A 14073-nucleotide genomic window follows, 5' to 3' on the forward strand; every position below is an offset into this window, starting at 1 on the left:
CCGCTTTCACGGAGGGCAATGGCAACCTTACTCGCCCTGGCTTGCCGGAGCTTCCGGTTCGCCTGCAGGCTGAGACTGCTCAGTTGCTTCTTTAATGCTCAGACGTACACGGCCCTGGCGATCAACTTCCAGAACTTTGACCGGTACTTCCTGGCCCATCTGCAGGTAGTCGGTCACTTTCTCAACGCGCTTATCAGCGATCTGAGAGATGTGTACCAGACCTTCTTTACCGCCACCGATGGCAACGAATGCGCCAAAGTCAACGATACGGGTCACTTTACCATTGTAGATACGGCCTACTTCGATCTCTGCGGTGATCTCTTCGATACGACGGATAGCATATTTCGCTTTTTCGCCGTCGGTCGCAGCAATCTTCACGGTACCATCATCTTCGATTTCAATGGTGGTGCCGGTTTCTTCGGTCAGAGCACGGATAACAGAACCGCCTTTACCGATAACGTCTTTGATCTTGTCCGGGCTGATCTTGATGGTGTGGATACGCGGAGCAAATTCAGAGATATCGCCACGCGGTGCGTTGATCGCTTGTTCCATCACACCCAGGATGTGCAGACGCGCACCTTTAGCCTGGTTCAGAGCAACCTGCATGATCTCTTTGGTGATACCTTCAATTTTGATATCCATCTGCAGTGCAGAGATACCGTCGCGGGAACCCGCCACTTTGAAGTCCATATCGCCCAGGTGGTCTTCGTCGCCCAGGATGTCAGACAGAACAACAAAGTTGTCGCCTTCTTTCACCAGACCCATCGCGATACCCGCAACGGCGGCTTTGATCGGCACGCCTGCGTCCATCAGCGCCAGGGAAGCACCACATACGGAAGCCATGGAAGAAGAACCGTTAGATTCGGTGATTTCAGAAACCACACGCACGGTGTACGGGAATTTATCCAGTTCCGGCATTACTGCCAGTACGCCACGTTTCGCCAGACGGCCGTGACCAATCTCACGACGCTTCGGAGAACCGACCATACCGGTTTCACCTACGCAGTACGGAGGGAAGTTGTAGTGGAACAGGAAGTTGTCAGTGCGCTCGCCCATCAGTTCGTCAAGGTTCTGCGCATCACGAGTGGTGCCCAGGGTCGCAGTAACCAGCGCCTGAGTTTCGCCACGGGTGAACAGTGCGGAGCCGTGGGTACGCGGCAGAACGCCAGTACGCACGTCCAGACCACGGATCATGTCTTTTTCACGGCCATCGATGCGCGGCTCGCCTGCCAGTACGCGGCTACGAACAACGTTTTTCTCGATAGCGTGCAGAATTTCACCCAGTTCGTTAGCGTCCAGGGTTTCGTCTTCAGCCACCAGAGTCGCGATGGTTTCAGATTTGATTACGTCAACCTGAGCATAACGCTCTTGTTTGTCAGTGATGCGGTAAGCATCGCTCAGGCGAGCTTCTGCCAGTGCGGCAACGCGTGCGTTCAGCGCTTCGTTGACGGCTTCTGGCTGCCAGTCCCAACGCGGTTTGCCAGCTTCTTTCGCCAGCTCGTTGATAGCCTGAATCACAACCTGCTGCTGTTCGTGACCGAACACAACAGCACCCAGCATCTGATCTTCGCTCAGCAGTTCTGCTTCGGATTCAACCATCAGTACGGCTGCTTCAGTACCCGCAACAACCAGGTCCAGCTTGCTTTCTTTCAGTTCGTCCTGAGTCGGGTTCAGTACGTACTGGTCATTGATGTAACCAACACGTGCAGCACCGATCGGGCCGTTGAATGGAATACCAGACAGAGTCAGCGCAGCAGATGCACCAATCATTGCCACGATGTCCGGGTTAACCTGCGGGTTAACGGAAACAACGGTCGCGATAACCTGAACTTCGTTAACGAAGCCTTCCGGGAACAGCGGGCGAACCGGGCGGTCAATCAGACGCGCGATCAGGGTTTCGCCTTCGCTCGGACGGCCTTCACGACGGAAGAAGCTACCCGGGATACGGCCAGCAGCGTAGGTACGCTCCTGATAGTTAACGGTCAGCGGGAAAAAGTCCTGGCCCGGTTTCGCTTTTTTCTGGCCAACAACGGTAACGAATACCGCGGTGTCATCCATGCTAACCATAACAGCGGCAGTCGCCTGACGCGCCATCATGCCGGTTTCCAGCGTAACGGTATGCTGACCGTACTGGAATTTACGAACGATCGGATTAAGCAAAATAATATCCTTTCTCTATTTTTTTGACGGCACATTTTGCGCCATCGTTAATACCCGATCTTCTGCGCATCCTCGCGACTAATGACAACCCTAACCCATAAGCATGAGTAAAGCCTCTCATTAGCCGCGCGAACCTCTGCAACGGAAGATCATTCATAGCAACAATACATTAGTTTCCAGCGAATTGCTGCCATCTGCTGGAAAAAAGGGGCCATGAAGGCCCCCTCTTTCTGAAACTCGAAAGAATTAGCGACGCAGACCCAGACGCTCGATCAGCGCGGTGTAACGTGCAACATCTTTACGTTTCAGGTAGTCGAGCAGTTTACGACGCTGAGAAACCATGCGCAGCAGACCACGACGGCTGTGGTGATCTTTTTTGTGCTCTGCAAAGTGGCCCTGCAGGTGGTTAATCTGTGCAGTCAACAGTGCAACCTGAACATCGGTAGAACCGGTGTCGTTTGCATCACGACCAAACTCAGAAACGATTTTAGCGGTAGCTTCAGTACTTAGAGACATTTTAAAACTCCAAAGTGTTAAGAATGAAAGGATGCCGATCTCTAATTCAGCTATCCCAGTGTATACACTTTATCCTTCAAACTGACTCTGCGTTGGCTGCGTCCGCTCACCTCAGTCACTTACCTAAGTAAGCTCCTGAGGATTCTCAGACTTGCCGCCTTGATGCAGCTCGAATGATTTTGTGTATACGTCGCGTAGATTGTTAAACAATTTACGCGACGTTAAGCGGCAGTATTCTACTCGCAGCGCCCTTTTATCGCAAGACAGAGAGCGCTATGCAGGATACTCAACCACCAGGCGACGGGGGGCGACACGACCTTCATCGTCCATCTCCCCCATGCCGATAAACTTGCCGTCATCGCCTTCCGTCACGCGGACCAGCCCTTCCAGCGGCGCACCTGACGTCCGTACCGGGTTACCATTTTTAAAGTAAACCGAGGATGTTAAAGGCAAATTAACAACAGGATAGTCCGATGCTGGACTGTCCATTGGCATCAGCAAAGGATCAAGCAGCTGTGCCGCCGGAATGTTCTGCTGCTCGGCCTGTTCAACCAGCTCACGCAGATGTTCCAGCGTCACCATTCGATCCACCGGATACTTGCTGACCGTCAAACGACGCAGATACGTGACGTGCGCGCCGCAGCCCAACTTCTCACCCAGATCGTCAACAATGGTGCGAATATAGGTGCCTTTGGAACAGTGAACTTCCAGCTCCAGTTCGTTACCTTCGTGACGGATAAACAGCAGCTCATAGACGGTAATCGGTCGCGCTTCACGCGGCACTTCAATACCCTGACGCGCATATTCGTACAGCTTCTTACCCTGATACTTCAGCGCCGAATACATTGACGGGATCTGCTCGATATCGCCGCGGAAAGTTTCCAGCGCGCTAGCCAGTTGTTCTGCGGTGAAGGTTACCGGACGCTCCTGCACGATTTGCCCATCGGCATCGGAAGTGTCTGTACGCTGGCCCAGACGGGCAACCACACGATAGCGTTTGTCAGAATCCAGCAAATACTGTGAAAACTTAGTCGCTTCACCGAGGCAGATAGGCAGCATGCCTGTCGCCAGCGGATCCAGTGCGCCGGTATGTCCTGCGCGATTGGCATTGTAGATGCGTTTTACTTTTTGCAGTACATCATTGCTGGACATGCCCTGCGGCTTATCCAGCAGCAGGACACCGTGAATGTCGCGACCACGACGACGAGGACGACTCATCAGTCCTCCTTGCTGTCGTCCGCTGGGTTCACACGACGCTCATCGTCATGTTTCACCACGCTGGTCACCAGGTTGGACATGCGCATCCCTTCAACCAACGAGTTGTCGTAGAAGAAGGTCAGCTCAGGCACGATACGCAGACGCATGGCTTTACCCAGCAGAGAACGGATAAAACCAGAGGCTTCCTGCAGTGCCTTGATGCCGTTTTTCACAGCAGCTTCGTCCTGATCGTTGAGGAAAGTCACGAATACTTTGGCATATGCCAGATCACGAGACATCTCAACACCCGATACGGTGGTCATCATGCCAACACGCGGATCTTTGATTTCGCGTTGCAGGATAAGTGCGATCTCTTTCTGCATCTCTTGCGCGACACGCTGCGGGCGACCAAATTCTTTCGCCATAATAAATTCTCCAGAATAAAGACAAAAAAGGGGCTATCAGCCCCTTTTTAAATTTCTTGCCGGGTGGCGCTTCGCTTACCCGGCCTACACCTAATCATCTTCTAAGGATTTTGGGCTGCAAATTGCGGCCCAAAAGACGACGAAGATTAAGCGATAGTACGTTGGATTTCGATAATCTCGAACACTTCGATCATATCGCCAACGCGAACGTCGTTGTAGTTCTTAACGCCGATACCACATTCCATGCCGTTACGGACTTCGTTAACGTCATCTTTGAAGCGACGCAGGGATTCCAGCTCGCCTTCATAGATAACCACGTTGTCGCGCAGAACGCGGATTGGGTTGTGACGTTTAATCGTGCCTTCGGTAACCATACAGCCTGCGATAGCGCCGAATTTCGGTGATTTGAACACATCACGAACTTCAGCCAGACCAATGATCTGCTGTTTCAGCTCCGGAGACAGCATGCCGCTCATCGCTGCTTTCACTTCGTCGATCAGATGATAAATGACGGAGTAGTAACGCAGATCCAGGCTTTCAGATTCGATAACTTTACGTGCAGAGGCATCAGCACGGACGTTGAAGCCAACCAGAATCGCGTTGGATGCCGCAGCCAGGGTCGCGTCGGTTTCGGTGATACCACCTACGCCAGAACCGATGATCTTCACTTTGACTTCGTCGGTAGACAGTTTCAGTAAAGAGTCGGAAATCGCTTCTACAGAACCCTGAACGTCAGCCTTCAGGACGACGTTCACTTCGTGAACTTCGCCTTCGGTCATGTTAGCGAACATGTTCTCGAGTTTAGATTTCTGCTGACGAGCCAGTTTAACTTCACGGAATTTGCCCTGACGATACAGTGCAACTTCACGGGCTTTCTTCTCGTCACGAACGACAGTAACTTCGTCACCTGCAGCCGGAACACCGGACAGACCGAGGATTTCCACCGGAATGGATGGACCTGCTTCCAGTACTTCCTGACCCAGTTCGTTACGCATAGCACGAACGCGACCGTATTCGAAGCCACACAGTACGATGTCGCCTTTGTGCAGCGTACCTTCACGCACCAGTACGGTAGCAACCGGACCACGACCTTTATCCAGGAAGGATTCGATAACCGCACCGCTCGCCATACCTTTACGCACAGCTTTCAGTTCCAGTACTTCGGCCTGCAGCAGGATAGCGTCCAGCAGCTCGTCGATACCGGTACCCGCTTTCGCAGAAACGTGAACGAATTGGCTCTCGCCGCCCCACTCTTCCGGCATGATGCCGTACTGGGACAGTTCGTTTTTAACGCGATCCGGATCCGCTTCCGGCTTATCGATTTTGTTGACTGCAACCACCACCGGTACACCCGCCGCTTTCGCGTGCTGGATAGCTTCGATGGTCTGCGGCATCACGCCGTCGTCTGCTGCAACAACCAGAACAACGATATCCGTTGCCTGAGCACCACGAGCACGCATGGAGGTAAACGCGGCGTGACCCGGGGTATCCAGGAAGGTGATCATACCGTTGTCAGTTTCAACGTGGTACGCACCGATGTGCTGAGTAATGCCGCCTGCTTCGCCAGAGGCCACTTTCGTAGAACGAATGTAGTCCAGCAGAGAGGTTTTACCGTGGTCAACGTGACCCATGATGGTCACAACTGGTGCGCGCGGTTCAGCCGCAGCACCGGTGTCACGGTCGCTCATTACCGCTTCTTCCAGCTCGTTTTCACGACGCAGGATAACTTTGTGGCCCATCTCTTCGGCAACCAGCTGTGCGGTTTCCTGGTCGATGACCTGGTTAATGGTAGCCATTGCGCCCAGTTTCATCATCGCTTTGATGACCTGAGAGCCTTTAACTGCCATTTTGTTCGCCAGATCGCCAACGGTGATGGTTTCGCCGATCACAACGTCACGGTTAACGGCCTGAGCTGGCTTCTGGAAGCCCTGCTGCAGAGCGGAACCTTTACGCTGCTTACCGCCTTTACCGCCGCGAACCGCTGCACGTGCTTCCTCACGGTCAGCTTTAGATTCAGCGTGTTTGTTGCCTTTCTTCGCCGGACGCGCTGCTTTAGTGCTGCGAGTACGACCACGACCGCCTTCGACTTCACGATCGTTCTCGTCTTCAGCCTGGCGAGCATGCTGAGAAGTGGTGACGTGATAATCGCTGGTGTCTTCGACAGGTTCAACGTTATTCACACCATTTTTCTCGTTTTCTTCCGCCATACGGCGAGCTTCTTCCGCTACGCGGCGCGCTTCTTCTTCAAGCTTGCGACGTGCTTCTTCTTCCGCTTTACGCTTCAGTTCTGCGGCTTCATTTTCACGGCGGGCTTTTTCGGCCTGGGCGGTTTTAGTCATATCGTCGGTCTGTTGATTGCTCACTTTGTCTTTTTCCGCAGCTTCACGTTTCGCTTTATCAGCGGCTTCACGCTTAGCTTGTTCTGCGGCCTCACGTTCGGCTTTTTGTTGCGCCTCGCGTTTGGCAGCTTCTTCTGCCTCACGACGGGCTTGCTCTTCCGCTTCACGCTGCGCCTGCTCTTCCGCGGCAAGGCGTTCAGCCTCTTGCGGATCGCGTTTCACAAAGGTGCGTGTCTTGCGGACTTCGATTTGTACCGATTTGCTTTTTCCACCGGTACCTGGAATATTGAGAGTACTGCGCGTTTTACGCTGCAATGTCAACTTATCCGGCGCTGAGCCGTTTTCACGGTTCAAATGCGCCAGTAAGGTTTGTTTCTCTTGTGCGGACACAGAGTCGTCAGCAGACTTCGGGATACCGGCATCAGCAAATTGCTGTACCAGGCGATCCACGGAAGTCTGTATCTCTGCAGCCAGCGTTTTTACGGTTACATCTGTCATACTGTTCCTTCCTGCTACAGTTTATTACGCTTCGTCGCCGAACCAGCAAATATTACGGGCAGCCATAATCAGCTCACCGGCTTTTTCGTCGGTCAACCCTTCGATATCAGCCAGATCATCAATGCCCTGTTCAGCGAGATCTTCCAGCGTACAAACACCACGGGCCGCCAGTTTGAAGGCCATCTCACGATCCAATCCTTCCAGATTCAGCAGATCGTCAGCCGGTTTGTTATCACCGAGGCTTTCTTCCTGGGCCAGTGCCAGAGTGGTCAGTGCGTTTTTAGCACGCTCGCGCAGCGCTTCAACGGTCTGTTCATCCAGGCCGTCAATTTCCAGCAGCTCTTTCATTGGCACGTAGGCCAGTTCTTCCAGCGTCGCAAAACCTTCTTCCACCAGAACGGTCGCGAAATCTTCATCGATATCGAGATATTTGGTGAAGGTATCGATGGCTGCATGTGCTTCAGCCTGATGCTTCGCCTGCAGGTCATCAACGGTCATCACGTTGAGTTCCCAACCGCTCAGTTGTGAAGCCAGGCGGACGTTCTGACCATTACGTCCAATCGCCTGAGCCAGGTTACCGGCTTCAACCGCGATATCCATGGTGTGCTTGTCTTCATCCACCACGATAGAAGCAACGTCTGCTGGCGCCATTGCGTTAATCACGAACTGTGCCGGGTTATCATCCCACAGGACGATATCGATACGCTCGCCGCCCAGTTCGGTAGAAACCGCCTGAACGCGCGCACCGCGCATACCAACACAGGCGCCGACCGGATCAATACGCTTGTCGTTGGTCTTAACGGCGATTTTCGCACGCGATCCCGGATCACGGGCAGCCGCTTTAATTTCGATAACTTCTTCGCCAATTTCCGGTACTTCAATGCGGAACAGCTCAATCAGCATTTCCGGTTTGGAACGGGTTACAAACAGCTGCGCACCGCGCGCTTCCGGGCGTACAGAGTACAGAACACCACGAATACGGTCACCTGGGCGGAAGTTTTCACGCGGGAGCATGTCTTCACGCAGGATAACAGCTTCAGCATTGCTGCCCAGATCCAGAGAAATGTTGTCGCGGTTTACTTTCTTTACCACACCGGTGACGATTTCGCCTTCGTGTTCGCGGAACTGATCGACAACCATTGCGCGTTCAGCTTCACGTACTTTCTGTACGATAACCTGTTTCGCGGTCTGGGTGGTGATACGGTCAAAGGTGACAGATTCAATCTGATCTTCAACATATTCGCCCACGTTCAGACTTTCGTCTTCGAAGCGTGCCGCTTCCAGCGTAATTTCTTTGGTCGGCTGAGTAACTTCTTCTACGATTACCCAACGACGGAAGGTATCGAAATCACCGCTTTTACGATCGATTTCTACGCGAACGTCGATCTCTTGCTCATATTTTTTCTTTGTTGCTGTAGCCAGCGCACTTTCCAGTGCTTCAAAAATTTTCTCGCGTGGCAGCGCTTTTTCGTTGGATACGGCTTCAACAACAGCCAAAATTTCTTTGTTCATCGCGGGCTTTTCACCTCAATCCAGACTGTTAAAAGTGGGGAACCAGGTTCGCCTTCTGGATATTACTCAGCGCGAACACTTCATCTTTGCCTTCGACTGTGACCGTGATCATCTCACCGTCCACCGCTTTGATAACGCCCTGCCATTTACGACGGTTTTGTACCGCCATACGAAGAACCAGCGTGACTTCTTCACCCAGGAAACGCACGTAGTGTTCAGCTGTGAACAGAGGACGGTCGAGACCCGGAGAGGAGACTTCCAGGTTATAGGCAACGGTGATTGGGTCTTCGACATCCATCACGGCGCTTACCTGATGGCTCACATCAGCACAATCATCAACATTGATGCCATCTTCACTATCAATATAGATGCGCAGTGTGGATGTGCGACCACGAATAAATTCGATGCCGACCAGTTCGTAGCCCAGGGCTTCAACTGGCGCTGTAATCATCTCTGTTAATTTTTGCTCTAATGTGGACAAGCCCACCCCCAAGACATAAAAAAAGGGCCTAAAGCCCAGTTATTCTGTAGTCAGATAACAAAAAACCCCGATAAATCGGGGCTTTAGATAACTGAACCCTATAACCGCACCTGCGGTTCGGAGAACCTTCCGAAAGAATTTTTTTCAAATCCAGCTACGAAGGCCTAAGTCTTCACAGTATATTTGAAAAAGAACTCTAAGGGAAAGTGGTTGCGGGGGCCGGATTTGAACCGACGACCTTCGGGTTATGAGCCCGACGAGCTACCAGGCTGCTCCACCCCGCGCCTGAAACGTGGCAAATTTTACTCGTTTTGGGTAAAAAATGCAAATACTGCTGGGATTTGGTACCGAGGACGGGACGTAAAATCTGTGCACAGTATATTGATTCAATATGTGTTATGTCAACCTTGTTACGACTATGCAAATCAATGAATGCTGCCCAGCACTAGCCCAGCAAGATAAATATGCCACCCACGCCGTTATTTAACGAAATTATCACTAAACTCTTCCTGTCATCCAGAAAAGATGATTAAATGAAAACTCATTTATTTTGCATAAAAATGCAATTAGCATAATAAGCGACCTCTTCACCAGTCTATCAAGCAGGGTTTTATTTTATGACGACGATTCTCAAGCATCTCCCGGTAGGTCAACGTATTGGTATCGCTTTTTCCGGCGGCCTGGACACCAGTGCAGCACTGCTGTGGATGCGACAAAAAGGGGCTGTCCCATATGCATATACTGCGAATTTGGGCCAGCCGGATGAGGATGACTATGACGCCATTCCTCGCCGTGCAATGGAATATGGTGCTGAGAATGCTCGCCTGGTAGATTGCCGTAAGCAGCTCGTTGCCGAAGGGATCGCTGCCATTCAGTGCGGTGCATTCCACAACACCACTGGCGGACTGACCTACTTCAATACCACCCCGCTGGGCCGTGCCGTGACCGGCACCATGCTGGTTGCCGCCATGAAAGAAGATGGCGTAAATATCTGGGGTGACGGTAGCACCTATAAAGGTAACGATATTGAACGTTTCTATCGTTACGGTCTGCTGACCAACGCCGAACTGCAGATTTATAAACCATGGCTGGATACCGATTTTATCGATGAACTCGGCGGTCGCCATGAGATGTCCGAATTTATGATTGCCTGTGGTTTCGACTACAAGATGTCCGTTGAGAAAGCGTACTCAACAGACTCCAATATGCTCGGGGCGACCCACGAAGCAAAAGATCTGGAATTCCTGAACTCAAGCGTCAAAATCGTCAACCCAATTATGGGCGTGAAGTTCTGGGATGAGAGCGTGAAGATCCCGGCAGAAGAAGTGACCGTGCGTTTTGAACAGGGTCATCCGGTTGCACTGAACGGTAAAACCTTCAGCGACGACGTTGAGATGATGCTGGAAGCCAACCGTATCGGCGGCCGTCACGGTCTGGGTATGAGCGATCAGATTGAAAACCGTATTATTGAAGCGAAGAGCCGTGGCATTTATGAAGCCCCGGGGATGGCGTTGCTGCATATCGCCTACGAGCGTCTGCTGACCGGCATTCACAACGAAGACACCATCGAGCAGTATCACGCACATGGTCGCCAGCTTGGTCGTCTGCTGTATCAGGGTCGCTGGTTCGACTCTCAGGCGCTGATGCTGCGTGACGGTCTGCAGCGTTGGGTTGCCAGCCAGATTACCGGTGAAGTGACGCTGGAACTGCGCCGTGGTAATGACTACTCGATCCTCAACACCGTATCTGACAATCTGACTTATAAACCAGAACGTCTGACGATGGAAAAAGGCGATTCCGTATTCTCTCCGGACGACCGTATCGGTCAGTTAACCATGCGTAATCTGGATATCACCGATACCCGCGAGAAGCTGTTCGGCTATGCGCAGTCTGGTCTGCTGACCGCTTCTTCCACAACCGGCCTGCCGCAGGTTGAGAATCTGGAAAATAAGGCGAAGTAAAGATACCCCATCTTAAGGCCGCGAAAGCGGCCTTTTTTATGTGCGGAATGTAGGCCTGATAAGCGTAGCGCCATCAGGCGTTGTAATAATGTCGGATGACGGCGTAAACGCCTTATCCGACCTACTGGGCCGCAGAGCTACAGGACAGCCACAAATAACAGACGAAAAAAAAGACGCTTTGCAGCGTCTTTTTTTTGGAATTTGGTACCGAGGATGGGACTCGAACCCACAAGCCCGTTAGGGCACTACCACCTCAAGGTAGCGTGTCTACCAATTCCACCACCTCGGTACAGAATACTTAGCGTGGGATATCGCTGGTCGGCTGAGCCGGAGCAGCTGGCTGAGTTTGCTCGGTTTTCGCCGGTGCACTCAGATTTTCCCACTCACTTCCTTTATTGGTCTTATTGCTGTTCATGTTACCCAGCACCAGACTGATGATGAAGAACAAGGTTCCCAATACAGCTGTCATACGGGTCATGAAGTTACCAGAACCACTTGAACCAAACAGAGTACCAGAAGCGCCTGCGCCAAAAGAGGCTCCCATATCAGCGCCTTTGCCTTGCTGCAGCATGATCAAGCCTACCAGGCCAATTGCCACAATAAGGAAAACTACTAAAAGAGCTTCGTGCATAATCAACCTGTTCCTTGCGGAGTTGCCGCGTACAATGCTTCGACCATTAAAGCGGGAATATTTACTGTTTCCCACTGAAGCGGGTGTGAATACTAACCAAAGCGAATAACCTTCGCAAGGGCAATTTGTTAGCATTGTATCAACTGCGGAAAAAATCGCCATATCAATCAAAAACGCAGCAACTTCTCCCAGCATCTCTGCATGACGGCGCGTTGATCGTCAAGATTCGCCCATACCACAACGGGGATTTCACAAATCAGATCTGCATTTTGTGGCCAGCAGTGAATAATTTGCTGATTCACCAACTCTTCCGCCACCATCGATTCAGGTAACCAGGCCATTCCCATATGGCGCAACACCATTTCTCGTATCGTTTCGCTTAAACCACTCTCAAACACTTTTTTCAACCGTGGTCGCACTCGTTGTTCTGCAAGATCAATAATACGTCTGACAAAGGTATAGTCGCTGTAACATAGCCAAGGGATCGGGGTATGCGGATCGTCAAGCGTATCCACCAACTGTGCAGAAATCACAGGAATAAATCGCTCATACCGCCATAGTGAACGTTTTAACCCTCCGGCAATCTCCAGCCCTGGTTGTGAAGAGGGCAAATCGTAAGTCACCAGCATATCAATTTGCCGGTTTATCAGGGCATTGAAGTGGTTGTCTATCCCCTGGATACTGGCGTTTACCGTAAAGTTTAACTGCGGCTCACTCTGTCGCAGGTAGTTGATCATATCCGGCAGGATATTCACCGACAGCGTATGCAGGCTGACCATCACCAGCGTGTTATCCGTTGCTGGCGTCATCGCCGACAGCTCATGGCGTGCCTCTGTTAACGTACTGAGGACGTGCCGGGCATAAGGTTCAAAGCGTTCACCATAGCGCGTCAGCGTGACGGGGGTCGTTGTCCGATCAAACAAAGGCACGCCCAGCACCTCTTCCAGCGCTTTTATACGCCGACTCAGCGCAGGTTGAGTAATATGCCGCTGCGCAGCGGCCTGAGAGTAGTTTCCATGCTGGCTCAAGGCCAGAAAATCTTCCAGCCACTTACAATCCACGTTGTGCTCTCCGCCATGCCATAACCGCATCCTCCAATAACAAATCGGTAATAGTCATAGTTATAGTAATGGCTTTATGGTGGGCATCATAACAACAATATTCCGTTTCACCTGCCGACTCTCACCTTCGACGTTTGACAGGACCGCTATGTTTACTTTATTGACCAATGCCCGTGTTTTTTCTCCTGAGGATTTAGGCCTCTGCTCCCTGCTCATTCATGCCGACCGAATTGTGGCGGTAGAAAAAGATATTTCATTGTTTGATGGCGTCAACGAGGTCATCGATTGTCGGGGTAAATGGGTTATCCCTGGCATCATCGATCAGCATGTTCATCTTACCGGTGGCGGTGGCGAAGCCGGATTTGCCAGTCGGACACCCGCCGTCAAGCTGCGCGATCTGATTCAAGCGGGTATTACCACGGTGGTTGGCGTGTTAGGCACCGATGCTATTTCTCGTTCGCCCAAAGACCTCTACGCTAAAATGCAGTCTCTCAACCTTGAGGGATTACGCGCGTTTATGCATACGGGAGCCTACGCCGTTCCCAGCCCAACCATTACGCGATCCATCCGCGATGATATGGCCTTTATTCCGGCAATTCTTGGTGTAAAAATCGCCCTCGCCGATCACCGCGGTTCTTACCCCTCTTTCCAGGAGTTGCTGAGGATAGTGAGCGATATTCGCGTCGCTTCCCTGCTGGCAGGGAAAAAAGGCTTGCTGCATGTGCACCTGGGGAATCTGCCGGAAGGGATGTCGCAACTTATTGAGTTGTGTGATGCGGGTATTCCGATTCACCATATTTCACCGACCCATGTTACAAGAACAGAGCCCTTGTTCGAACAGGCTATTGCTTTCGCCCATCGCGGCGGCCATATCGATGTTACGTCCGGTGGCAGTCGTTTTATGCCTCAGGAGCAAGCGATTCTCCACGCACTCGAAGCACAGGTTCCGACGGAGCGCATCACGATCAGTTCTGACGGCAATGGCAGCGTTCCGCGCTTTAACGCTCAGGGTATCGTTGAAGGTTTAAGCGCGGCGCCGGTCGCAGGCAATCTTAACCTACTTCCTCGCCTGATTGATGTCGGTATTCCGGTGCCGCAGGCCATCGCAATGTTGACGGCAAACGTTGCACGCTCGCTGGGTATTTCCGGGGGCATGCTCTGCGCCGGAGAACGTGCCGATATCTGTGTACTCAATGATGACCTCTCGCTGGCCCATCTGTTTGCCGCGGGTAAACCGTTGCTGCGGGATGGAGAGTGCCTGGTTACCGGCAACTTCGAGTAAGGGGGCAAGA

General features: G+C 52.0%; 11 protein-coding genes and 2 tRNA genes. 2 read left to right on the forward strand and 11 right to left on the reverse strand.

Features of this window, described 5'->3' with window-relative positions; genetic code table 11:
* Positions 1–27: 27 nt before the first annotated feature.
* The 8 genes from pnp to OGV89_RS13755 all read right to left on the reverse strand — a co-directional run bounded on the left by pnp (position 28) and on the right by OGV89_RS13755 (position 9412).
* Positions 28–2160: a polyribonucleotide nucleotidyltransferase gene (gene pnp / locus OGV89_RS13720; RefSeq protein WP_003024984.1), complete on the reverse strand. Its 2133-nt coding sequence runs from the start codon at positions 2158–2160 to the stop codon at positions 28–30.
* 246 nt (positions 2161–2406) lie between these two features.
* Positions 2407–2676, reverse strand: coding sequence for a 30S ribosomal protein S15 (gene rpsO, locus OGV89_RS13725; RefSeq protein WP_000059465.1), 270 nt, complete (start codon positions 2674–2676; stop codon positions 2407–2409).
* A gap of 273 nt (positions 2677–2949) precedes the next feature.
* Positions 2950–3894: a tRNA pseudouridine(55) synthase TruB gene (gene truB, locus OGV89_RS13730; protein WP_003024986.1), complete on the reverse strand. Its 945-nt coding sequence runs from the start codon at positions 3892–3894 to the stop codon at positions 2950–2952.
* Positions 3894–4298 carry a 30S ribosome-binding factor RbfA gene (rbfA, locus tag OGV89_RS13735; protein WP_003024988.1) on the reverse strand — a complete coding sequence of 135 codons (405 nt, stop codon included), beginning with the start codon at positions 4296–4298 and terminating at the stop codon, positions 3894–3896. Before rbfA ends, truB begins: the two co-directional genes overlap by 1 nt.
* Before the next feature lie 146 nt (positions 4299–4444).
* Positions 4445–7135: a translation initiation factor IF-2 gene (infB, locus tag OGV89_RS13740; RefSeq protein ID WP_003844847.1), complete on the reverse strand. Its 2691-nt coding sequence runs from the start codon at positions 7133–7135 to the stop codon at positions 4445–4447.
* Positions 7136–7159: 24 nt separating this feature from the next.
* Positions 7160–8647: a transcription termination factor NusA gene (gene nusA, locus OGV89_RS13745; RefSeq protein WP_003024992.1), complete on the reverse strand. Its 1488-nt coding sequence runs from the start codon at positions 8645–8647 to the stop codon at positions 7160–7162.
* Positions 8648–8675: 28 nt separating this feature from the next.
* A complete protein-coding gene (rimP, locus tag OGV89_RS13750; protein ID WP_003024996.1) occupies positions 8676–9128 on the reverse strand; it encodes a ribosome maturation factor RimP in 453 nt (150 codons plus the stop codon).
* Positions 9129–9335: 207 nt separating this feature from the next.
* A tRNA-Met gene (locus OGV89_RS13755) sits at positions 9336–9412 on the reverse strand.
* Positions 9413–9745: 333 nt separating this feature from the next.
* Between OGV89_RS13755 and argG the strand changes: the two genes are divergently transcribed.
* Complete coding sequence (gene argG / locus OGV89_RS13760; protein WP_003024998.1) at positions 9746–11089, forward strand: argininosuccinate synthase; 1344 nt, start codon at positions 9746–9748, stop codon at positions 11087–11089.
* Between the two features lie 202 nt (positions 11090–11291).
* On the opposite strand, the gene OGV89_RS13765 is transcribed toward argG, so the two are convergent.
* The 3 genes from OGV89_RS13765 to OGV89_RS13775 form a co-directional block, all read right to left on the reverse strand.
* Positions 11292–11378, reverse strand: a tRNA-Leu gene (locus OGV89_RS13765).
* Positions 11379–11387: 9 nt separating this feature from the next.
* Positions 11388–11720 (reverse strand): preprotein translocase subunit SecG, encoded by a 333-nt coding sequence (gene secG / locus OGV89_RS13770; protein WP_003025000.1) that lies wholly within the window; start codon positions 11718–11720, stop codon positions 11388–11390.
* Between the two features lie 167 nt (positions 11721–11887).
* Positions 11888–12781 (reverse strand): LysR family transcriptional regulator, encoded by an 894-nt coding sequence (locus OGV89_RS13775; protein ID WP_008320638.1) that lies wholly within the window; start codon positions 12779–12781, stop codon positions 11888–11890.
* Positions 12782–12929: 148 nt separating this feature from the next.
* Between OGV89_RS13775 and iadA the strand changes: the two genes are divergently transcribed.
* Complete coding sequence (gene iadA / locus OGV89_RS13780; RefSeq protein ID WP_284924305.1) at positions 12930–14063, forward strand: beta-aspartyl-peptidase; 1134 nt, start codon at positions 12930–12932, stop codon at positions 14061–14063.
* The last annotated feature ends 10 nt before the right edge of the window (positions 14064–14073 follow it).

Source organism: Citrobacter sp. Cf125, from assembly GCF_030333935.1.
Taxonomy (GTDB): domain Bacteria; phylum Pseudomonadota; class Gammaproteobacteria; order Enterobacterales; family Enterobacteriaceae; genus Citrobacter; species Citrobacter freundii.

Bases quoted from the DNA above. Each gene is read 5' to 3' on its own strand.
- rpsO (WP_000059465.1), bottom strand. From the start codon at position 2,676: ATGTCTCTAAGTACTGAAGCTACCGCTAAAATCGTTTCTGAGTTTGGT.
- truB (WP_003024986.1), bottom strand. From the start codon at position 3,894: ATGAGTCGTCCTCGTCGTCGTGGTCGCGACATTCACGGTGTCCTGCTG.
- rbfA (WP_003024988.1), bottom strand. From the start codon at position 4,298: ATGGCGAAAGAATTTGGTCGCCCGCAGCGTGTCGCGCAAGAGATGCAG.
- infB (WP_003844847.1), bottom strand. From the start codon at position 7,135: ATGACAGATGTAACCGTAAAAACGCTGGCTGCAGAGATACAGACTTCC.
- nusA (WP_003024992.1), bottom strand. From the start codon at position 8,647: ATGAACAAAGAAATTTTGGCTGTTGTTGAAGCCGTATCCAACGAAAAA.
- argG (WP_003024998.1), top strand. From the start codon at position 9,746: ATGACGACGATTCTCAAGCATCTCCCGGTAGGTCAACGTATTGGTATC.
- secG (WP_003025000.1), bottom strand. From the start codon at position 11,720: ATGCACGAAGCTCTTTTAGTAGTTTTCCTTATTGTGGCAATTGGCCTG.
- iadA (WP_284924305.1), top strand. From the start codon at position 12,930: ATGTTTACTTTATTGACCAATGCCCGTGTTTTTTCTCCTGAGGATTTA.